This window comes from uncultured Actinobacillus sp. (assembly GCF_945915845.1).
Classification (GTDB): Bacteria; Pseudomonadota; Gammaproteobacteria; order Enterobacterales; family Pasteurellaceae; genus Exercitatus.
This window is the reverse complement of record NZ_CAMEFX010000032.1, coordinates 1-23,179: the sequence shown is the minus strand read 5'-3', so window position 1 is coordinate 23,179 and position 23,179 is coordinate 1. Positions and strand designations below refer to the sequence as shown.

Genomic DNA, 23,179 nt, shown 5'->3' with positions numbered 1-23,179 from the left:
CTGTTTAGGCAGTTTTCGATAAAGGCTTCGGCGTTGTAGGCTGGAATAAGATATGAGAGAGTTGGTGTTTTTTTCATTTTGTCATTAAGAGAAATATTTCAAAAATAAGCATTATTTCTTGACGGTATTTTCGATCTTTTTATATTGATTAGCAATACTATACCGTCAAATATACCGCTATAAAAATAAACTAATATGAAATGCTATGAAATGGTATGGAATAGAAAAGCCCTGAAATAACAGGGCTTTAAGCTATTTTTGAAATGAATTGATAAGGGATGAAAAGCGGAAATTTTATTCCCACTCAATCGTCGCAGGTGGTTTGCCTGAAACGTCATACACCACACGAGAAATCCCGTTCACTTCGTTGATAATACGATTTGAGATTTTGCCTAATAGATCATAAGGTAAATGCGCCCAATGTGCGGTCATAAAGTCGATAGTTTCCACTGCACGTAATGAAACAACCCAATCATATTTACGTCCATCGCCCATTACGCCCACTGATTTGACTGGTAGGAACACAGTAAAGGCTTGGCTGACTTTGTAGTACCAGCCTGAAGCGTGTAGTTCTTCCATAAAGATCGCATCGGCACGGCGGACTAAATCGCAGTATTCTTTTTTGATTTCACCTAACACACGCACGCCTAAGCCTGGGCCTGGGAATGGGTGGCGGTTGAGCATTTCAGCTGGTAAGCCTAGTGCCAAGCCGATTTTACGCACTTCATCTTTGAACAATTCACGCAATGGCTCGACCAAGCCCAATTTCATATAGTCGGGCAAGCCACCTACGTTGTGGTGCGATTTGATCACGTGTGCTTTGCCTGTTTTGCTGGCTGCGGATTCGATCACATCTGGGTAAATCGTACCTTGTGCTAACCATTTCACTGAAGTCAATTTTTTAGATTCATCGTCAAACACATCGACGAAGACTTTACCGATGGTTTTGCGTTTCGCTTCAGGTTCATCAATGCCTTTAAGGGCATCTAAGAAACGATCTTCGGCGTTTACACGAATAATGTTCAAACCGAATTTATCGCCGAACATTTCCATCACTTGATCGCCTTCGTTTAAGCGTAATAAGCCGTTATCTACGAATACGCAGTGCAAGTTTTTGCCGATTGCACGGTGTAAAAGTAAAGCAGTAACCGATGAGTCCACGCCGCCTGATAAGCCTAAGATCACTTCATCATCGCCAACTTGGGCTTTAATGCGAGCTACAGCATCTTCAATGATGTTTTCCGCTGTCCATTTGGTTTCACAGCCACAAATACCGACCACGAAATTTTTCAGTAGTTCTAAACCACTTTTCGTATGGGTCACTTCTGGGTGGAACTGCACACCATAGAAACGGCGACTTTCGTCCGACATTGCTGCAATCGGGCAAGTTGGGGTTACGCCAGTGATTTGGAAGTTTGACGGTAAACGGGTGACTTTATCGCCGTGGCTCATCCAAACGTCTAATTTTGGTTGAGAAGCGGTCAAATCATCGTTTAATTTTGCAAATAAACTGTCGGTTGCTTTTAACTCAACAGAGGCATAGCCAAATTCACGGTGATCTGATGTTTCAGTTAAACCGCCTAACTGCATTGCCATTGTTTGCATACCGTAGCAAATGCCAAGCACTGGCACGCCAGCGTTAAACACATATTCAGGTGCACGTGGGCTGTTTTCTTCAGTGGTACTTTCAGGACCGCCTGAAAGAATAATCCCCGTTGGGTTAAATTCACGGATCTGTTCTTCCGTCACGTCCCAAGCCCAAAGTTCGCAGTAAACCCCAATTTCACGCACACGGCGTGCGATCAGTTGGGTATATTGTGAACCAAAGTCAAGGATTAAGATTTTGTGGTTGTGGATGTTTGTCATTTTGTTTCTCTGTTTTAATGAAAATTATCAGTAATGCTTGATAACGATATATTTATCAGTATTAACTCCAGATCTTTCGAGAACCCATTCAGCTATAACAAATAGGGCTATTATTGATAGAAATGGTAGAATAATCAAAATAATAGGAATTGATAATAACGTATGGCTAAAGTCTGTTTTTCTATAAATATAAGTTAGCAAGCCTATAAAAATTAATGAAGATAGTAAGCAAAGAGTGTATCCATTCCATTTATCTATGGATATTTCAGAAATAATAATGCCAAATGTAAATAAAACTCCAATGATTGCTTCAATAATGAAGATTTTTTTAGAGAATATATCAAATTTGAATTTCGTCCAATATATCCTAAAAACTTTACGAGTTAAAATAAAGAGCAGATAACCAATAAGAACAATACCTAAAATACCACCAATTATTTGTAATGTAAGCATAAAAACTCCTTAAATTTTTGATTGTATTTATCCTAGGGCTTACGCCCTAGGTTAAGCATAATTGAGCTACTCCGTAGCTCTTTGTTCATTTGTCACTTCCAGCTCCAGCGGAGCTGAACTATGCGTAACCCCGTACGGCTTGCCGTACGGGGAAAATATCGTTATTTCAACTTCTTCTTACTTTCCGCAATCATTTTCTTCGCAGATAAATCGCTCACCACTTTTTTACCCGTTTTGCTCTCTAACTCTTGTAAAGCAACTTTAGCAACATTGCCGCCTTGTTCTGCGACTTTTTGATTTTCTTCAAAGGTTTCAGGGTTTACCGCTTGCGAAATATCTTTGACTGAGGCTTCGGCTAACATATTGAGAATGAGCTCGGTGTTCGTCATATTATCGCGTAAGTTTTCTTTCTTTAACCCTTTGAATTGCTTATATTCTTTGGTGGTTTTTCCGCTCCACGCTTTGGTGATAATATCGGTTAAAACGGCAAATTGTTGCCCTTCTTTCACGCCGACACGTTTCCATTCGTCTGTCAATTCCTTACGGATTTCAATGCTTTTTAAACGTTGGTTAATCCAATTTTCCGAATAGCCTAATCGCAAGTAATCCTGCATTGCTCGGTTGATAGTAAGTTCTGGATCTTGCAATTCATCTAAACGCTCACTTCCCACTTGTGCTAACCAAAGTTTAAATGGCTCAGCTTTCGGGGACGGAATGGATTGAATTAAGCGCAGTAGTTGCGGTACATCGGCTACGTCAGATGAACGCATTTTTCCGTCTTTCGCAAGCATTTTCAAACTGTGACAATTTGTCACGGTTTCATTTCCCTCTGCTTTCAAACGTTGTTTTAATTTACGCCAATACGCTGCCGCATCTAGGCTTTCCGTCAAAACTTCGATGACATCAATAATCGAAAAATACCATTTTTCTTGTTCTTCGTCCCAAACGGAACGCACTTCTTTGTGTTCAAAAAGTTTAATGTCCATATTAGATTTCAAGCGGTTAAATTTTCAGAAAATTTTGCAAATAATAAAAAAAACTAGAAAAGGCGGGCTAGTAAGCCCACCTTACAAGTCTGTTGAAAGATTAACCCATACGATAGTTAGGTGCTTCTTTCGTAATTGTTACGTCATGAACGTGGCTTTCTTTAATACCTGCACCGCTAATACGTACAAATTGTGCTTTAGTGCGTAAATCTTCGATGGTCGCAGAACCTGTCAAGCCCATACAAGAACGTAAACCGCCCATTTGTTGGTGAATGATTTCTTTTAAGAAACCTTTGTACGGAATACGACCTTCGATACCTTCAGGCACAAGTTTGTCCGCTGCATTATCTGATTGGAAGTAACGGTCTGAAGAACCTTTACTCATTGCACCTAATGAACCCATACCACGGTAAGATTTGAATGCACGACCTTGGTAAAGCTCGATTTCGCCCGGTGCTTCTTCTGTTCCTGCGAACATTGACCCCACCATGACACAGCTTGCACCAGCCGCGATGGCTTTAGAAATATCACCTGAGTAGCGGATACCACCGTCTGCAATCACAGGAATACCACGACCTTCTAATGCGGCTGCGGCTTCTGCAATTGCGGTAATTTGTGGAACTCCCACGCCTGTTACGATACGAGTGGTACAAATTGAACCCGGGCCGATACCCACTTTTACCGCACTTGCACCTGCATCGGCAAGAGCGATAGCGCCTTCAGCGGTAGCTACGTTACCTGCTACGATTGGCAAGTTAGGGTATTTCGCACGAGTTTCACGCACACGTTGTAACACACCTTCAGAATGACCGTGTGAAGAGTCGATTAAAAGCACGTCCACGCCAGCTTGAACTAAGGCTTCAATGCGTTCTTCATTACCTGGGCCGGCACCAACCGCTGCGCCTACACGTAAACGACCAAATGCATCTTTACATGCGTTTGGTTTTTGCTCTGCTTTTTGGAAATCTTTAACGGTAATCATGCCTTTTAATTTAAAGCTGTCATCAACCATTAACACTTTTTCCACGCGGTGTTCGTGCATTAAATCTAAGATTTCTTCACGTGTCGCATTTTCTTTAACGGTAACAAGGCGTTCTTTTGGCGTCATCACTTTCGATACTGGCTTGCTTAAATCACGCACGAAACGGGTATCACGACCTGTAATAATACCGACTAAATTGCCTTCTTTATCTACAACAGGGTAGCCGGCAAAACCATTTTTCTTCACTAATTCAGCCAGTTCGCCTAAAGTCAATTCAGGCGAAACGGTTACCGGTTCGGTGACGATACCGCTTTCAAATTTTTTCACTTTACGTACACGATCTGCTTGGCGTTCGATAGACATATTTTTGTGGATAAAACCAATACCGCCTTCTTGTGCTAAAGAGATCGCTAATTTGGTTTCGGTTACAGTATCCATCGCTGCGGAAAGCATTGGGATATTTAAACGGATAGTTTTGGTTAATTGAGTGGAAAGGTCTGCTGTATTGGGTAATACAGTTGAATGAGCAGGAACGAGTAAAACGTCGTCAAATGTTAATGCTTCAGATTTGATTCGAAGTGCCATTGCAATATTCTCTCTTTTAAGTTGTAAGTTAAATATTGCGGCGGGATTATACAGATTTTCAATGCGGTTGTGAACGGAAAATTTTATCTTTTTTACAGAATATGCAAAAATAAGCCAAACGTTTTCCTATGAGAAATTTTATGGTTCAGCTATTAAACCTGTTGGCGGATTGTCAGCCCCATTCTTTTGAAAAATTGACCGCACTTTTATCCCTAAATGACGCACAGCTTTTAGCGGAAATTTCAGCCTTGCAAGAACAGAGTATCCAAATTGATACAAGTTTTGGCGAAGTGAAACTTATCGCCCAAACGGCATTGATAAGTGCGGAGAAAATTCAACAAACTTTTCCTCATTATAAGGTGATTTATCATCCTATCATTAATTCCACCAACCAATTTATGCTAGCCAATCAAGGACGGCTGAATAAAGGGGATATTTGCTTGACGGAACACCAAACTGCTGGGCGAGGTCGCCGTGGTCGCCAATGGCAATCGCCATTTGGGAGCCAAGCTATTTTTAGTTTAATTTGGCAAGTGGACGCGCGTAAGCCTATTGATGGCTTAAGTTTGGTTGTGGGCATGGCGATTGTGGATGCCATCAAAAAATTAGGCGGATGTGGGGCAATGTTGAAATGGCCTAATGATGTTTTGCTGAATGGGAAGAAGTTGGCTGGGATTTTGATTGAAATTGCCAATAGTGAAAATGGAAAATTGAATTTGGTTATTGGCGTGGGCATTAATGTGGCGATTCCAAAAGACAGTAACCAAATCGATCAGCCTTGGGCAAATTTGAATGAAATTTTGCCTAAAATTGACCGCACTTTGTTGCTTTGCACGGTGATTCAAGAAGTCGTTACTGCGCTGGAATATTTTGAGCAGCAAGGCATTACCGCTGAATTTCAGCAAAAATGGTTGTTATGTGATGAATTCTTTGGCGAAGAAGTAAATGTGATTACGGAGAAAGAAGTGATTTCAGGGATTGAGCAGGGTATTGATGAATGGGGATATTTACAATTAATACGCAACAATGGTGAACAATGTTTGACCTTTAATGGTGGCGAAGTGTCCTTGAGACGGAAGTTGTAGATAGGTGAACATAGCCCTATACGAGCCGTATAGGGCTCTTTAATCTGAGCCGCTCTGCGGCTCTTCCTTTCAGCCCCGGAGGGGCTAGGCTTAACGAACCTAGCACAGCTCGTGCTAGGTGATTCACAAAGATGAACTAATCAGTTCTTTGGGATTGTATCTCTCTAATCCAGATATTTTCTTACAATTTCTCGTCCACCAAATCCTGAATGAGAATTTTTGAACGGCGTTGATAGTTATAATGATCGCGTTTGTCTTTCGGCAAATCTTCCACATTTGCCATTCTAAAACCCCGTTCTTGGAACCAATGTACGGTACGTGTGGTTAAAACAAATAATTTTTCAATGCCTAAATCACGTGCGCGTTTCTGGATTTCCTCCAGTAAAATGTCACCGCGCGATGAACTGCGATAATCAGGATGAACAGCAACGCATGCCATTTCCGCCATTTTCTCTTCTTCATAGACATTCAGTGCTGCACAAGCAATAATCACACCATCACGGTCGATGATGGTATAGCGGCTAATTTCCATTTCCAGTTGTTCACGTGAGCGTTTAACCAAGATACCTTGTTGCTCCAATGGGTGAATAAGTTCAAGTAAACTTGGAATGTCTCGTGCGGTAGCAATACGAATATCTTCGGAATTTTCCATAGAAAGCTGTGTACCCACACCATCACGTGTAAACAACTCTTGCAATAATGATCCATCTTCTTCATAACTTAGCAAGTGGGAACGATGAACCCCGGCACGACAGACATCAATGGCTGCTTGCAAGAAGCGTGCTTGAGAACTGTGATATTGATCTTGTTCAATGAGTTTTTGCAAATGTAAAGCGGCATCTTGCGGTTTGAGATCAGGAATAGAAATCCCGTTTTGATCTAAAATACCTTGAGTTGAGCTAAAACCAATTAACTTTTCTGCTTTAAGTTTTATCGCCACTTGGGTAGCAATTTCTTCAAAGGGCAAATTGAAACTTTCTCCCGTGACAGAGGGGGCAACAGGGCCGATAAGCACAATGGCATCTTTTTCTAATTGTTGCTTAATATTTTCTACTTCAATACGGCGCAATTTACCACTCAGCATATAATCCACACCATCGTCAACACCGATAGGTTGCGCAAGAATAAAGTTGCTACTCACTACATTTAAAAGCGGTGAATGGGGAAGTCGCATGGAAAGACGCGATGTGATGTCGTAATTCAACATACCCGCCGCTTGTTTAACAAGCTCTAACGTGCGTAAATCGGTGACACGAATGTTTTTGTGATATTGCGGTTGAATATTATGTTTGAGCAACAATTCATTAATTTGGAAGCGCGCGCCGAAAACAATGATTAATTTAATGCCTAGGCTATGTAGTAATCGTATATCACTGATAATATTAATAAAATTATCGCTGGCAATGGTGTCGCCATCAAGCATAATCACAAAGGTTTTACCACGGTGCATATTCACATAAGGCGTGGATTGTCTAAACCATTGAACTAATTCCGTGCTGCGCATAGCTATTCCTTTTTAGATAATTATTCATTTATTTTGAATATATATGCATTTTTAATCCTATGCAAGCAAAAAATAAATGAATGCTCAATGAAAGTGCGGTCATTTTAACGCATATTTGCTATAATTCGCCAAATTTTCTAGTTGAGAGAAATCGAATGAAAGCACTTTTTGCGACCACGTCTCGTGGTTTTGAAGAATTATTAAAAGTGGAATTAACGGAACTGGGTGCGACAGAATGTAAGGTTGCGCAAGGTGGCGTGCATTTTCTTGCCGATGATGAAACACAATACCGTGTGTTGATGTGGTCGCGTTTGGCTTCGCGCGTACTGTTGCCCTTAATTGAAACCAAAATTTACAGTGATTTGGATTTATATGGCGCGGTAGTGAGTTACCATTGGTTAGCACAATTTGACGAAAAAGTGCATTTTTTCGTGGATTTTAACGGCACAAACCGTGAAATTCGCCACAGTCAATTTGGCGCAATGCGTGTTAAAGATGGTATTGTGGATTATTTTGAACGTCAAGGGTTACCACGCCCGAGCGTGGATAAAGACAATCCTGATGTTCGTATTCACGCCTATTTAAACCGTGAAGCCTTGATTATCTCTTTGGATTTAAGCGGTGAAGCATTGCATTTTCGTGGTTATCGTGAAGACACAGGGGCAGCGCCATTGCGTGAAACCTTAGCGGCTGCCATCGTTTTGCGTTCAGGTTGGCAACAGGGCACACCGTTAGTGGATCCGATGTGTGGTTCGGGAACCTTGTTAATTGAAGCGGCACAAATGGAAGCGAAGATCGCACCGCAATTACATCGTATGCATTGGGGCTTTGATTTTTGGAAAGGGCATAATCAAGCCGCTTGGGATAAGGTGAAAGCGGACGCCGTGGAAATGGCAGAGACGGAATTTAATAAAAATCCACAGCCCCATTTCTATGGTTTCGACTTAGATCATCGTGTGTTGCAAAAAGCGCAACGTAACGCGAAGAATGCAGGTGTTGCCCATCTTATTCAATTTAAACAAGGGGATGTGGCGGCGTTGAAAAATCCTGTTGAAACCGGGAAAAAAGGCACCTTGGTTTGTAACCCACCTTATGGGGAACGCTTAGGTACAACGCCAGCTTTAATTGCGTTATATTCTGTGTTTGGGCAACGGATCAAACAGCAATTTGGCGGTTGGAATGCATCAATTTTTAGTAGCGAAGAAGGCTTGTTGGATTGTTTGCGTATGCGTTCATTCCGTCAATTTAAAGCGAAAAATGGCCCTTTGGATTGTATTCAAAAAAACTATCAAATTTCTGACCGCACTTTGACGCAAAATGCGCAAGAAAGTGCGGTAGAAAATTTTGCTTTTTCACCATCTGCAAATGTGGCGGTAGATTTTGCTAATCGCCTGCAAAAAAATAGTAAAAAAATTGAAAAATGGGCAAAACAGCAGGGGATTGATGCGTATCGTTTATACGATGCGGATTTGCCTGAATATAATTTAGCGGTAGATCGCTATGGCGATCATATTGTGGTGCAAGAATACGCGGCGCCGAAAAATATTGACGAAAATAAAGCACGTCAACGTTTGTTAGACGCAGTAACGGCAACACTTTCAGTAACAGGTGTCGAAACCAATAAATTGATTTTAAAAGTGCGTCAAAAACAAAAAGGCACTAATCAATATGAAAAATTAGCCAATAAAGGCGAGTATTTTTATGTGAATGAATACGGCGCAAAATTGTGGGTTAATTTAACGGATTATTTGGATACCGGGTTATTTTTGGATCACCGTTTAACGCGAAAAATGGTCGGTGAAATGGCAAAAGGCAAAGACTTTCTAAATCTTTTTGCTTATACAGGATCGGCGACAGTTCATGCGGCATTAGGCGGTGCAAAATCTACAACAACCGTTGATATGTCAAATACTTATTTGAATTGGGCTGAGCAGAATTTAATTTTAAATGATGTGGATGGTAAGCAACATAAACTTATTCAAGCGGATTGCTTGCAATGGCTTGAACGTTGTGATCGTCAGTTTGATTTTATTTTTGTGGATCCGCCTACCTTTTCAAATTCTAAGCGAATGGAAGACAGCTGGGATGTACAACGTGATCATATTAAATTAATGAAAAACCTAAAACGTATTTTACGCCAAGACGGCACGATTATTTTTTCCAATAATAAACGTGGGTTCAAAATGGATTTTGATGGCTTATCCGAATTGGGATTAAGTGCGGTGGAAATTTCAGCCAAAACCTTACCTCTTGATTTTGAACGTAATAAGCAAATTCATAATTGTTGGATTATAAAAAACACGTAAATTTTTGACCGCACTTTATCCGCAACACCAAAAAGAAACCCCGAAATTGCTTTCGGGGTTTTGTTTGGCTTAAGCCAACATTATTTTGCTGCTTTTAATTCTTGATAGTATTTTTCGTAAAGCTCAACAGCTTCGCCTACGTCATCTTGCCAATGTGATTTTTGCAATACTTCCGCTGTTGGGTAGATTGCCGGATCGTTGGTGATTTCAGCCGGTAATTTCGCTTTCGCTTTTAAGTTAGAAGTTGGGTAGCCAATTTCTAAGGTTAATTTTTCAGACACATTTTCGCTTAACAAATAGTTGATAAGTTTGTGTGCTGCTTCCGGGTGTTTGGCATTCGCAGGGATTGCCAATGTGTCAACCCATAAAACCGGACCTTCTTTTGGGAACACCATATCAATGGTACCCGGTGCTTCTTTTTTCGCAATGCGAACAGAACCATTCCATAATTGACCAAGTTCAACTTCACCTGAAATAAATGAGTTTGCAGGGTTGTCAGAGTTAAATGAAAGTACATTTGGGCGTAATTTCAATAATTCTTCGTAAGCGGCTTTGATTTCTTCAGGTTTGGTAGTGTTTGGATCTAAGCCTAATTTTAATAACGCAATGTTGAAGACTTCGCGTGCGTCATCTAATAATTGTACTTTACCGGCAAATTCAGGTTTCCATAAATCAGCCCAAGACGTGAAATCAGAACCTTTGTAAGTTTTCACGTTATAAGCGATACCCGGTGCACCTAATAATTGTGGTAAGCTGTATTTGTTGCCTTTGTCATAAGGTTTGTCTAACCAATCAGGATCAAGCTCTGCGATAACCGGTAATTTGCTGTGATCTAATTCTTTTAACATCCCTTCACGAGCCATTTTTGACACAAAGTAGTTTGATGGTGCAATCACGTCATAGCCGTCATCCCCCGCACCTTGTAATTTTACTTTTGCGTACATGGTTTCGTTGGATTCAAGGCTGGAAGCATTTACTTTGATGCCGGTTTCTTTGGTGAATTCATCTAATAAACCGTCCGGAACATATTCAGTCCAAGTGTACAGATTTACCACTTTTTCTTCTGAAGCTTGTGCTTGCGCATTGTTTGCAGCGTCAGTTTTGCTTTCCTTGTCATTACAACCTGTCACCGCAACTGCTACTAAGCTAGCCGCGAAAAGACCTGCTAATTTTTTCATTTAGATTTTCTCCAATGAGTCTATTTTAGTACCCGTATTCTTAAAAAGAATACATAAAAAAACGCCTGACTTTAGGCTAATAGCTAGCTTAACGGTCGGGCGCTATTGTAAGGCTAAAAGTACGGTCTGTCTAGCCGGAGTTTTTACTCTTTTCCTTTTCTACCAATGAGTTGACCAATTAACACTAAAGCCAGTGATAAGACGATCATAATGGTGGCTAAGGCGTTCACTTCAGGGGTCACACCTGTTTTTACCAAAGAGTAAATTTTCAGCGGTAAAATTTCATAGCTTGCACCACTAACAAAAGATGAAACCACAACGTCATCAAGAGAAAGCGTGAAGCTTAATAACCAACCTGACACAATTGCCGGTAAGGCAAGTGGCAGAATGATTTTACGTAAAATGGTGATTTCACTTGCACCTAAGTCGCGCGCGGCTTCTAACATACGTACATCAAAGCCTTTTAAGCGAGAATACACGCTGACAACGACATAAGGTAAACAGAATGTAATGTGTGCCAGTAATAATGACCAGAAGCCAAGTGAGATACCGACCATCATAAATAATGCCAATAAGGATACCGCCATAACAATATCAGGTGACATCATGACCACAAATAACATTCCACTTACCGCCTGTTTACCGCGGAATTTGTAACGATAAAGGGCAATCGCTGTTAAACCGCCAATAATCGTGGCTAAGGTTGCGCCTACAAACGCGATAACAACAGAATGGATTGCTGCCTGAATGAGTGTGTCGTTATTAAATAAACGTTCGTACCAGTTCCAGCTAAATCCTTTCCAACTCAAGCCATAGCGGTCTTCATTGAAAGAATTGCCTACTAAAATCACAATTGGAATGTACAAATAGGCGTACACAACCAACATAAAGAAACTACGTAGTATGCGACCCATTATTCTAACTCCACTTTCTTATTCAGTAATTTATTCGCTTTGTAGTAAACGAAGATTAATAACGCCATTAAAATGGTTAAGCCGATACTGATTGCCGCACCAAATGGCCAGTTGCGTGATACTAAGAATTCACTCTTAATCACATTACCCACAAGCAATACTTTTGCACCACCCAATAAGTCGGCAACATAGAACATCCCCATGGCAGGAAGTAAAACAAGCAAGCAGCCTGAAACGATGCCCGGCATGGTGAGTGGAATAATAATTTTCACAAAGCGTTGGAACGCGTTTGCACCCAAGTCTTTTGCCGCTTCTAATAGGCGTAAGTCTAATTTTTCAATGGCAGAGTAGAGCGGTAAAATCATAAATGGCAATAATAAATAAACTAAGCCAATAATGACCGCTACTTCTGTATTCAAAATACGAATAGGCTCGCTAATTAAACCGATTGAAAGTAAGAATGAGTTAAGAATGCCTTTTACGCCTAAGAAGACTTTCATGCCATAAATACGAATTAATGAGTTTGTCCAAAATGGAAGCACGAGCAAAAACATTAAAATCGGGCGATATTTTGCATTGATTTTGGTCATCATAAAGGCAAAGGGATAACCAATGACAAGGCAAAGTAGCGTTGCGATGACTGACATATACAATGAGTTCCACACCACTGTACCATAAAGCGGCTCAAATAGGCGGGTGTAGTTCTCAAAGGTAAATGGCAGCGCGTAAAAGTTGCTGGTATCTTTCGTTAAGAAGCTGACCAAAAACACCAAAAAGTTTGGTGCAAAAACAAAGAAGATCAGCCACGCAAAGATGATAGCAACGACAATTTTTTGAAATTTATTCGTCTTCATCGTTTAAGACCACTTCCCATTTTTCAATCCAAGTTACGCCCACTTTTTGATCTAACGAGTGATCGATATTTGGATCGTCTTCATTAAAGAATTCGCTAACTAGCACCATTTTACCGTTGTGATCTAATTCAACGGTGGATTCAAGGGTCATTCCTTTATAGTTACGTTCGCGAATATGACCGATGATTTTGCTGGATTGCTCATCATCATCCAATTCTTCAAGTAATACGTCTTCAGGGCGTAACAATACTTTAAGTTTTTGATTAGGTTTAATTTCTTGTTCAACGTAAATGTCACAAATACGCCCTTCCACATTGGCACGAACACGTTGTGCATCAACACGTTCAATCACTGTTGCATCAAAAATATTGATTTCACCGATAAATTTTGCCACGAATAAATTGCGTGGTTCTTCGTAAATTTCACGTGGTGAGCCGTCTTGTTCAATATTACCTTTGCGTAACACGATAATACGGTCAGACATAGTTAATGCTTCTTCTTGATCGTGTGTAACAAAGATAAAGGTAATACCCAGTTTACGTTGAAGGGATTTCAACTCATTTTGCATTTGTTTACGTAATTTGTAATCTAATGCAGATAAAGATTCGTCTAATAACAATACTTTCGGCTTATTAACCACCGCACGCGCGATAGCGATACGTTGTTGTTGACCGCCTGAAAGTTGGGTTGGCTTACGATCAGCCATTTCTTCCAATTGAACCATACGTAATGCTTCAAGTACACGTGTTTTGATTTCGTTTTCCGGTACTTTTTGCATACGTAAACCAAACGCCACATTATCAAAGATGGTCATATGCGGGAATAGCGCATAACTTTGGAACACCGTGTTAACATGACGATGTTCGGCAGGAATGTTTGTCACATCTTCACCATCAATAATAATTTGGCCACCATTCGCTTCTTCAAACCCCGCAATTAAGCGTAAAACCGTTGTTTTACCGCAACCTGACGGACCAAGAATTGTCACGAATTCACCATTATTAATCGTTAAGTTGAAATCATTAATAATTGTGTTATCGCCGTAAGCTTTTTTCAATACACGAAGCTCAACGATAGGCTTTTTAGTCGTTGTTTCCACTAGCTTTGGTTTCTCCTAGTCAATAACATTAACTCACTGTAATGTGATTGAGAAAAGATGAAAGAAATACATCTGCAAGTCCTTGCAGACACCAAGATACAATTTGAATGCTAATGATAAAGGCAAAGGGGGATAAATGAAAGCCATTATTACCTTTTAGGGCATTTTTTTATGAAAAAAGATTGATCTCGCGTATAAAAAAGCCATTTTTTCTAGATTTAGTAAAAATCTTTGTTATATATCAAAAAAGTGCGGTGAAAAAATTGGTAAATTTACTCGTCATTAACGTTGAGTAAAAGGGAATATCTATGTCATTTCGTAACGCCTTATTAGGACGATTTTTAAGTTATACCGAATTTGATACGCAATCTAAACTAAATGGAAAATCTTCACCGACCACATCAGGGCAATTAAAATTAGCCAAGCAACTTGAACAAGAACTACGTACCCTTGGGCTTGAAAATGTTAAATTAACGAAACATGGGGTGTTAACCGCATTATTGCCTGCCAATGTGCCGAACGCGCCAACCATTGGTTTGCTTGCACATCTTGATACATCCCCTGAATGTAGCGGGAAGCATGTTCGTGCTGAAGTGATTGAAAATTACCGCGGCGGTGATATTGCTTTGGGAATTGGAGATGAATTTATTAGCCCTGTATTTTATTCATTTTTACATCAGCATATCGGCAAAACCTTAATCGTTGCTGATGGCACTACGCTGTTGGGCGCGGATAATAAAGCGGGAATTGCCGAAATTATGACCGCACTTTCTGTGTTGAAACAACAAAATCTTCCCCATTGTCATATTCGAGTGGCATTTACCCCCGATGAAGAAATTGGATTGGGGATGAAATTCTTTTCGATGGAGGATTTTGTTTGCGATTGGGCTTACACCATAGATGGGGGTGAAGTCGGCGAGCTGGAATACGAAAATTTTAATGGCGCGAGTGCGAAAGTGACGATTTATGGGCGTAATATGCATACAGGTTACGCCACAGGGAAGATGATTAATGCATTAACCTTAGCTTGTGAGTTTCAACAAGCTTTTCCTAGCAATGAAACGCCAGAGAAAACTTCGGGGAAAGAGGGCTTTTTTCATTTAAGTCGTTTTGTGGGGGATGTGGAAAAAGTCGAATTGCATTATTTAATTCGTGATTTTGATGCACAAAAATTTGAACAGCGCAAAGCGTTTATGGAAAAGGCAGTGGCACAGTTTAATCAAACGAAAGGCTTACGTCAGAAAGTCGAGTTGGAAATCACAGATAGCTATAAAAATATGTATCAGACAGTTCAAAGAGTCCCACAATCCATTGAATTGGCGGATCGTGCGATGCGTGAATGTGGCATAGAACCTTTACATAAACCAATTCGTGGCGGCACAGATGGGGCTTGGTTAGCAGAGAAAGGGCTAGCTTGTCCGAATATTTTCACGGGTGGTTATAATTTCCATAGTAAGCATGAGTTAATTACTCTTGAAGGCATGGAAAGCGCGGTGAATGTGATCGTAAAAATAGCGGAATTAGCCGTGGAAAATCCATAACCATTTGACCGCACTTCTGAAAAAGTGCGGTCATTTTTTAGCTTAATTTGTTGGCATTGCCCCTGAATTCCATTGTTTAGCGTCATTCGGGCGGCGTTCTTGTAGCAAGAAGCGTTGATTTGCCTTGGCTTGCGGTTGAACTACCGTGCCGGATGGAGTAGAAAAGGCGATACCGCCTTTAAGTAGCTGTTGCATTGAGCCCGTATTGACTTCAATGCCCGACCAACCTAAACCCGCTGAGTAGCCTGATGACACCCAGAATTCTGAATTTTGACGTACCAAGTGGGCATATTTATGGGTGATCAAAATATGAATTAATACACGATCACCTAGGCTATTTAATTCCATATTTTTGATTTTGCCCACATCGACACCACGGTACATGACCGGTGCGCCTATACTTAAATTGGAGGCATCACTGGCTTCCAAGGTAATAGGGAAACCATGAGTGATTTTTGATTGTTGCCCATTATTGTCATTTAGCTGAAATTGGGTTTTGCGTGCGCCATTTCCTACATCAATATCAATATAAGGCTGCAATAGGCTGTCTATATTCTCAATACCACCTGCTGAAATTTTAGGTGAAATGACTTGGAACTGAGAGCCTTCTTTTGCCACAATATTCATATAATTCGGGTTCATTAAGGCTTTGGCGACAATTTTGTTGGCTTTGGGATCTAATGTAAGGCTTTCAATTTCCCCCACAGAAAGCCCCATATAGCGTAAACTCATCCCTTTACTTAAATTTGTGGCATCATTTGCGGTAAGAGTGATGACTTGTCCGGCGGATTTAGCCCGTAGTTCATTGGCATAAAGCGTAGTATTTTTACTTGATCCTGAATTATCGAAGCTAATCGCCCCTTTCAGTGAGCGTGCAATAGGCGTTGCCTGAATGCTAATGCCTTTAGGTGTAATATCAATTTGTGCCGCACTTTCTACCCAAAACAGGCTTTTATCGGTTAAAAGATGACGGTATTTCGGATAAATATATACGTCCACCTCAAAATGTGAAGTTGTTGGGCGAATTTCTAAGATTTTACCCACTTCATACTGGCGGTAAAGTACAACAGAATGTCGGCTAATACTTGGCAATACATCAGTTTTGAGTGTGATATTAGGCAATTCAACATCAACTTCAGTGCCACGTTGTGCTGCTTGTAAATTAGGGTAGAGTGTGAATTTATCATTTGGGGTTGCAGGCTCACTATGATCCGGTGAGTCAAAAGCAATCGCACCTTGTACGACAGCCGCCAAGCTATCCATATCTAATTTAATACCATTCAATCCTACATCCGCTTTGATTCCGCTAATATTCCAAAAGTGCGTCTCTTTTTTAACCAAGTTGGTATAGGCTTTTTCAATGACAATATCGATTTCAATTTCTTTTTGATCTTTAGTAAAACGATAGTTCATGACCTTGCCCACGGGCATTTTTTTATAGAAAACCGATGAACCCACAGAAATAGATCCGAGGTCATGACTAATTAAATGAATGAGTAAGTCCCCATCATTGATTTGAGCGATAGGGCCTTCTGTTTCCGCAATGAATTCGTCTTTATAGCTACCGTCACCCGGTTGTAAGGTAATATAGTTACCTGAAATTAAAGTATCTAAACCTGAAATCCCTGCCAGAGACGCATTGGGTTGAACTAACCAAAATTTGGTGTTTTCACGTAAAACGGTTTTGGCTTCAGGATAAATATTGGCTTGTACTTCGACTTTTTTTAGATCATCGGTAAAATTCACTTTTTTTACCACACCGATTTGTAAGCCTTGATAGCGAATTTGGGTTTTATTGGCAACAATACCATCCCCATGAGCAAAGGTAATGGTAATGGTTTCCCCTTGCTCTTTGATGATTTGAGAAAATAGAGTCGCCCCGATAATTAAGGCAATAATCGGCAATAGCCAAAAGGGAGAAATACGGCGAGATTGACGTATTTTGGCAGATTGAATTTGTTCGGCTGAGTTATTTTGTGGGTCTGTCATAAATTTTCCAAAGTAAACGACTGTCAAAATTGGTTGTTGCAATCATAGTTAAAAATACGGAGGCACCAAAGTAAACGGCAGCCGGTCCAACAGAGAAGTTGATAATTTGTCCGCGTGTCACTAAGGACATCATCAATGCTAACACAAATAGATCAAGCATCGACCAGCGTCCCACAAAATGAATTATGTGGAACAATCGCATTTGCCATTTAATTGAGTGACGCCAGTTAAAATGAATACTTGCTAATAAATAGAGCATAATCAGAGCTTTGCTAATGGGAACGAATATACTTGCTGCAAAAACAATGAATGCCACAAAATAGCTTCCCATATTAATAAAACTTATCACACCTGAAATCAGCGTATCGCCCGTGGGAATATTATTTATAAATGTATAAGAAATAGGGTAAAAATTAGCAGGAAATAACATAACAATACCGGCAAGTAATGGTGCCCAGGTTTGTTGTAAACTGATGCTGGCGGTTCTGTCCAATAAGCTATTGCAACGTGGGCAAATTTCTCGTTTTTTATGATCGCGCAATGGACGAGCAAAGGTGTAATCGCAGCTGTAACAAAAGTGCGGTGGATTTTCCTGAAGTTTTTGGGCTTGTTCAGGCAGAAGACGCAAATGTTGAGGATAAAAATCGTTCCAAAGTTCTTTGGGATTGATTTTGGCAAAAAGTAAAGTCATTAAAATGGCTGTCGCGATAAAAGCAACAAGATAAATATCAAATTCCAAGGAGGCATAATCACGGACTTTGAATGCGCTAACCCCTAAGGCCACAAGATAAATATCAAACATGACCCAAGGCTTTAAATAATCAATAGCAATTAAAAGATTACGTGGTTTGCGTTTGATAATTTGGCACCCGCGTAAAATAATGACAGCGAGACAAAAGCTAATCGGCGCAAAGATTGCGGTTAAAAACACCATAAAGGCAGTCACAGGATAGCCTTCTGTTGCCATTTTCCAAATCCCTCCCCAAATAGAGGCATCTACTTTAACACCAATTAAATCTACGCTTAATAAAGGATAAGTCAGCGAGAAAGGCATTAATATAAGAATGGAGATAGCAATCATGGCGCATCGGTTTAAAGACCAGCGATCCTTAGATTGTAAATTATGATGACAACGAGGACATTCGGCATGTTGACCTCTCTCTAAACCGGCAATAGTCACCAATGCATCGCATTCGCCGCAGCGTGCAATGTGCTGAGTGGTATTGAGCAGTCTTAGAGAATTTGTCATTGTTTGTGAATAAATTTGAGCAAATAAGTTGCATTTTAGACAGTTCATATATAAAAATCAAAGTGTGGTTAAAATTTGTGACGGTTGAACGGCTTGGTTTATCCATAATAATCCGTTGCGACCTTTGGGGAAGTGGGATAGAATACGCGCAATATTTTATCATTTAGTAGGAATTAAAATGACTGACGTTCAAAACGAAGTTCAGGTGGCAGAAGCTCAATCGGCAGAAAGCTCAAAGTTAACAAATAATAAAGCAGTAATTGCCTATTTAGCAGAAAAATTTCCATTATGTTTCTCTGTGGAAGGTGAAGCTAAACCGTTAAAAATTGGTTTATTCCAAGATTTAGCTGAAGCATTAAAAGATGATGAACATGTGAGTAAAACGCAATTACGTCATGCGTTGCGTCAATACACCTCAAACTGGCGTTATCTGCATGGTTGTCGTTTAGGGGCTGTGCGTGTTGATTTACAAGGCAATCCTGCTGGTGTATTGGAGCAAGAGCACGCCGATCATGCCGCGCAGCAATTAGCAGAAGCGAAAGCGAAATTTGCAGAAAAACGTGCTGCAGAGAAAACGGCTGCTAAAGTTGCGCAGAAAAAACGTGTACGTAAACCTACACACAAAAAAGTGAATGGTGAGAAACCAACTCATACAGTAAAAACAAAAGCAAAATTAACCGCACTTGATTTTTCAACACTTGAAAAAGGTGCGCAAGTTAAAGTGAAAGCCGGTGAACATACGCAAACGGCTATTGTACTTGATGTATTAAAGGAAGTAGCTCGTGTGCAATTAGAAAACGGCTTAGTGATTAGCGTGAGTGCAGATCGCTTATTTGCTTAGAAATCATTGCCCTATGAGTGTTGTTATGATGGGGCATATCTTCTCACATCGTGGTTGCTTTGGCTTGACGATGTTTTTCTTTATTAGGAAAGTCCAATTATAAGGAAACGCAATGACGTTCAAATTGACTAAAACTTATCTTGCGATTGCAAGTCTTGTCTTAAGCTCTTATGCATTAGCGGTTAAACCGACTATTAAAGCCAGTGAAATTGTTTCATTACAACCTAGTGAGGAAAATTCTTTGGCGACTAAACGTGCAACAACACGCTTGACCCAATCTCACTATCGTAAATTTCAGTTAGATGATGCTTTTTCGCAGAAGATCTTTGATCGTTATTTGGATTTCTTGGATTATAGTCATAATACATTTTTACAATCCGATGTAGACGAGTTGCGCAGTAAGTATGGTTCCTTATTGGATGATGAACTCAATGAAGGCAAATTGGATGCTGCTTTTGCGATTTATGATTTACTGATGAAGCGTCGTTATGAACGTTATGAATATGCATTAAGTTTGTTAGATAAAGAGCCTAATTTATCTGATGATGAGCAAATTGAAATTGATCGTAAAAAAGCCGCTTATCCTAAAAATCAAGAAGAAGCCAATATCCTTTGGAAACAACGTGTAGAGAATGATGTTATCGCGCTGAAGTTAAAAGGTAAATCTTGGGCGGAAGTGAAGAAAAAGTTGAGTAAGCGTTATAACCTTGCTATTCGTCGTTTGACTCAAACAAAACCGGACGATGTGACCCAACTGTTTGTAAATGCCTTTGCACGGGAAATCGATCCGCATACTTCTTATCTTGCGCCACGTACGGCAAAAAGTTTTAATGAAAGTATGAATTTGTCTTTGGAAGGTATTGGGGCAACCTTGCGTCAGGAAGATGATGAAACTATTATCCAATCTCTTGTTCCTGGTGCGCCGGCAGATCGCAGTAAAAAATTAAAAGCAGGCGATAAAATTATCGGTGTAGGCCAAGCAACAGGTGAAATTGAAGATGTCGTCGGTTGGCGTTTGGAAGATGTTGTCGATAAGATTAAAGGGAAAAAAGGCTCAAAAGTTCGCTTGGAAGTGGAAAGTGCTAAAGGCGGAAAAAGTCGGATTATTACCCTTGTTCGCGATAAGGTTCGTATCGAAGACAGTGCGGCAAAATTAACGGTAGAAAAAGTGGATGGGGAAACGATAGCAACCATCAAAATTCCGACTTTCTACATTGGTTTAACAGTAGATGTGCGTAAGTTGTTAGAAGAAATGAAAGCCCAAAAAGCGACTGCGTTGATTATTGATTTGCGTGAAAATGGCGGTGGTGCATTAACGGAAGCAGTGGAATTAAGTGGATTATTCATTGCAGAAGGGCCTGTCGTGCAAGTTCGTGATGCTTATAATCGTATTCGTGTTCACGAAGATCCTGATAGCAAGCAGGTTTATTCCGGTCCATTGCTTGTGATGGTCAATCGCCATAGTGCATCAGCTTCAGAGATTTTTTCGGCAGCAATCCAAGATTACGACCGTGGGATTGTGATTGGGCAAAATACTTTTGGTAAAGGGACTGTGCAACAAAGTCGTTCATTAAATTTTGTGTATGATTTGGATCAAGATCCACTTGGTTTTATCCAATATACGATTCAAAAATTCTATCGTATCAACGGTGGCAGTACGCAAATGAAAGGGGTGGCGGCAGATATTCATTTCCCTGAAACCATTGATCCAAAAGAAACGGGTGAAGAAAAAGAAGATAATGCATTGCCTTGGGACAAAATTCCGGCGGCGAATTATTCTACAGTAGGCAGTGCGCGTAATGCAGTTGAAGCATTAACACAAAAACACGTGGAGCGAATGGCAAAAGATCCCGAATTTATTGCTTTAAATGAGGATTTAAAAGTTCGAGATGCTCGTCAAGATCGTAAGTTTGAATCGTTGAATTTTGCTAAACGTAAGGCAGAAAATGATGCAGACGATGCTCGTCATTTGAAAAATATTAATGAGCGGTTTAAACGCGAAGGGAAAAAAGCATTGAAAAATATTAATGATTTGCCGAAGGATTATGAAGCACCTGATTTCTTCTTGAAGGAAGCCGAGAGAATTGCAGCCGATTTTGCGAAGATGCAACAGGCTGAGAAAGCTAGTGTAGCAGAGAAAAAATGATGAATATTAACCGCACTTTTGCTGATAAGTCTGATAATAGTTGACTTGCAACAATTAAAGTGCGGTGTGTTTTTTATCAATATTTAGATCGATTAAAATGATACATGCAAAACGCTCATTAAATAAAATTACGCCTTTAATAGTTTTAGTGTCGGGATTATGTGCAAGTTGTACGATTTCTGATTATTTTCCATATACTGAAAATCGTAAACATATTGATGTTGAAGCGGCGAATCAAGAGATAGCGCAGCAAAAACAAGCGAACGCTGAAGCCAAATTAGTCGAGATTATAGGCAATCGAGAAGTGCGATTCAAAGCGGTTGTCGCCAAAATGTATTCGGACAATGGGTATACTAAACTTTGGACAGATAAAGAGGCTGAAAAATATTTTTTGCGTGAATATGCAGCGATGGTGGCAGCCGGGATTTCTCTTCGTTCTGCACGTGCGTTAGATATGATCAGTGAAGTACCTGATAGTGCTGAAAATTTGGCCCATGATATGTTAGTAACAGATGCGTTTTTAGACTATTTGTATTACAGCAAAAATGTGGCCACTTTTGCGCAAGGTTGGCTGTATACAATGAATTCTTATAAGGCAAAATTACCAGAGCAAATACAGATTGATAGCTGGTTAAGTGCGGTTAGAAATAACCAGAATTTAGCTTTTGTTCAATCATTGTCAGGAAATCATTCTTTATATTATCAAACTATTGACGGTATAGCGGCAAGCTTGAAACAGGAGGCTAATACACCGGCCACATTGGCGAAACTGGCGATTAATGCTCAGCGTTTACGTGTTATCCCTAACTTTGATAATGGCTTATTTGTCAATATTCCAAGTTATCAGGTGAATTATTATCGAGATGGTAAATTGCTATTAAATTCGCGCGCTATTGTCGGAAAAAATGCACGCCGTACACCTGTCATGTCAAGCCAGTTAAGTAATGTGGTTGTGAATCCACCATGGAATGCGCCAACGCGTTTGATTAATGAGGATATTGTGCCGAAAGTTAAACGCGATCCGAGTTACCTTGAGCGTAACGGTTATAGCATTATTGATAGTAAAGGGAATATTATTGATCCCTATAATATTGATTGGGCAACAATTGGTTCGAGATTTCCTTATCGACTTCGTCAAGCTGCAGGGGATCAAAGTGCTTTAGGGCGGTATAAATTTAATATGCCGAGTTCAGATGCGATTTACTTGCATGACACCCCAAATCATGGGTTATTTAATCGAAAAGATCGTGCATTAAGTTCAGGCTGTGTGAGAGTGGATAAATCAGATGAACTGGCTACTATGTTGCTAAAAGAGGCCGGTTGGTCGATTGAGAAAAAACAAAAAGTGTTGGAAAGTAAGAAAACCACTTCTGCACCAATTTATTCTACGATCCCTGTTTATTTGTATTATGTCACAACATGGGTAGAAAACGGCAAAATGCATAATTTACCGGATATTTACGGTTATGATTCAACATTTACGCCTAATTTTGTGAACTGGGACACAGTTCGAAAATATTTTTAATGCTAAACTTTTGGATATTTTACTAGGGTCTGTTTATCTTTCAATAAAAAGCTGCGTTGTCGCCTAAAAAAGCCAT

General features: G+C 40.1%; 17 protein-coding genes. 6 read left to right on the top strand and 11 right to left on the bottom strand.

What is annotated here, in order from left to right:
• Positions 1 to 294: 294 nt before the first annotated feature.
• The 4 genes from guaA to guaB all read right to left on the bottom strand — a co-directional run bounded on the left by guaA (position 295) and on the right by guaB (position 4,872).
• Positions 295 to 1,866 carry a glutamine-hydrolyzing GMP synthase gene (gene guaA / locus Q0O89_RS07825; RefSeq protein ID WP_293731144.1) on the bottom strand — a complete coding sequence of 524 codons (1,572 nt, stop codon included), beginning with the start codon at positions 1,864 to 1,866 and terminating at the stop codon, positions 295 to 297.
• A gap of 27 nt (positions 1,867 to 1,893) precedes the next feature.
• Positions 1,894 to 2,319 (bottom strand): hypothetical protein, encoded by a 426-nt coding sequence (locus Q0O89_RS07820; protein ID WP_293731143.1) that lies wholly within the window; start codon positions 2,317 to 2,319, stop codon positions 1,894 to 1,896.
• A 161-nt stretch (positions 2,320 to 2,480) separates the two neighbouring features.
• Complete coding sequence (locus Q0O89_RS07815; protein WP_293731142.1) at positions 2,481 to 3,305, bottom strand: BRO family protein; 825 nt, start codon at positions 3,303 to 3,305, stop codon at positions 2,481 to 2,483.
• Between the two features lie 100 nt (positions 3,306 to 3,405).
• Positions 3,406 to 4,872, bottom strand: coding sequence for an IMP dehydrogenase (gene guaB, locus Q0O89_RS07810; protein ID WP_293731140.1), 1,467 nt, complete (start codon positions 4,870 to 4,872; stop codon positions 3,406 to 3,408).
• Between the two features lie 140 nt (positions 4,873 to 5,012).
• On the opposite strand from guaB, the gene birA reads away from it, so the two are divergent.
• Positions 5,013 to 5,957 (top strand): bifunctional biotin--[acetyl-CoA-carboxylase] ligase/biotin operon repressor BirA, encoded by a 945-nt coding sequence (gene birA, locus Q0O89_RS07805; protein WP_293731139.1) that lies wholly within the window; start codon positions 5,013 to 5,015, stop codon positions 5,955 to 5,957.
• 181 nt (positions 5,958 to 6,138) lie between these two features.
• On the opposite strand, the gene argA is transcribed toward birA, so the two are convergent.
• Entirely contained in the window at positions 6,139 to 7,461 is a 1,323-nt protein-coding gene (gene argA / locus Q0O89_RS07800; protein ID WP_293731138.1) for an amino-acid N-acetyltransferase, read from the bottom strand.
• Positions 7,462 to 7,616: 155 nt separating this feature from the next.
• On the opposite strand from argA, the gene rlmKL reads away from it, so the two are divergent.
• Positions 7,617 to 9,767: a bifunctional 23S rRNA (guanine(2069)-N(7))-methyltransferase RlmK/23S rRNA (guanine(2445)-N(2))-methyltransferase RlmL gene (rlmKL, locus tag Q0O89_RS07795; protein WP_293731137.1), complete on the top strand. Its 2,151-nt coding sequence runs from the start codon at positions 7,617 to 7,619 to the stop codon at positions 9,765 to 9,767.
• A gap of 80 nt (positions 9,768 to 9,847) precedes the next feature.
• Here rlmKL and Q0O89_RS07790 read toward each other — a convergent pair whose 3' ends face one another.
• From Q0O89_RS07790 to potA, 4 genes are all read right to left on the bottom strand, one after another.
• Complete coding sequence (locus Q0O89_RS07790) at positions 9,848 to 10,945, bottom strand: extracellular solute-binding protein (RefSeq protein WP_273383233.1); 1,098 nt, start codon at positions 10,943 to 10,945, stop codon at positions 9,848 to 9,850.
• A 143-nt stretch (positions 10,946 to 11,088) separates the two neighbouring features.
• Complete coding sequence (potC, locus tag Q0O89_RS07785; protein WP_135709864.1) at positions 11,089 to 11,859, bottom strand: spermidine/putrescine ABC transporter permease PotC; 771 nt, start codon at positions 11,857 to 11,859, stop codon at positions 11,089 to 11,091.
• The gene (gene potB / locus Q0O89_RS07780; protein WP_135709865.1) at positions 11,859 to 12,713 is read right to left on the bottom strand and encodes a spermidine/putrescine ABC transporter permease PotB; all 855 of its coding nucleotides are present in this window, start codon (positions 12,711 to 12,713) and stop codon (positions 11,859 to 11,861) included. Before potB ends, potC begins: the two co-directional genes overlap by 1 nt.
• On the bottom strand, positions 12,700 to 13,812 hold the full coding sequence (potA, locus tag Q0O89_RS07775; protein WP_293731133.1) for a spermidine/putrescine ABC transporter ATP-binding protein PotA: 1,113 nt from the start codon (positions 13,810 to 13,812) through the stop codon (positions 12,700 to 12,702). The genes potB and potA overlap by 14 nt, the downstream gene beginning before the upstream one ends.
• A gap of 308 nt (positions 13,813 to 14,120) precedes the next feature.
• On the opposite strand from potA, the gene pepT reads away from it, so the two are divergent.
• Complete coding sequence (pepT, locus tag Q0O89_RS07770) at positions 14,121 to 15,353, top strand: peptidase T (protein WP_273397854.1); 1,233 nt, start codon at positions 14,121 to 14,123, stop codon at positions 15,351 to 15,353.
• A 42-nt stretch (positions 15,354 to 15,395) separates the two neighbouring features.
• On the opposite strand, the gene Q0O89_RS07765 is transcribed toward pepT, so the two are convergent.
• Positions 15,396 to 17,342: an MlaD family protein gene (locus Q0O89_RS07765; protein ID WP_293731132.1), complete on the bottom strand. Its 1,947-nt coding sequence runs from the start codon at positions 17,340 to 17,342 to the stop codon at positions 15,396 to 15,398.
• Entirely contained in the window at positions 17,323 to 18,591 is a 1,269-nt protein-coding gene (locus Q0O89_RS07760) for a paraquat-inducible protein A (protein ID WP_293731131.1), read from the bottom strand. Before Q0O89_RS07760 ends, Q0O89_RS07765 begins: the two co-directional genes overlap by 20 nt.
• A 178-nt stretch (positions 18,592 to 18,769) precedes the next feature.
• Here Q0O89_RS07760 and proQ point away from each other — a divergent pair, with 178 nt between their 5' ends.
• The 3 genes from proQ to Q0O89_RS07745 all read left to right on the top strand — a co-directional run bounded on the left by proQ (position 18,770) and on the right by Q0O89_RS07745 (position 23,103).
• Complete coding sequence (gene proQ, locus Q0O89_RS07755) at positions 18,770 to 19,432, top strand: RNA chaperone ProQ (protein ID WP_293731130.1); 663 nt, start codon at positions 18,770 to 18,772, stop codon at positions 19,430 to 19,432.
• 112 nt (positions 19,433 to 19,544) lie between these two features.
• Positions 19,545 to 21,578, top strand: a complete 2,034-nt coding sequence (gene prc / locus Q0O89_RS07750) for a carboxy terminal-processing peptidase (RefSeq protein ID WP_293731129.1) — start codon at positions 19,545 to 19,547, stop codon at positions 21,576 to 21,578.
• A gap of 97 nt (positions 21,579 to 21,675) precedes the next feature.
• On the top strand, positions 21,676 to 23,103 hold the full coding sequence (locus tag Q0O89_RS07745; protein WP_293731128.1) for a L,D-transpeptidase family protein: 1,428 nt from the start codon (positions 21,676 to 21,678) through the stop codon (positions 23,101 to 23,103).
• Positions 23,104 to 23,179 lie beyond the last annotated feature (76 nt).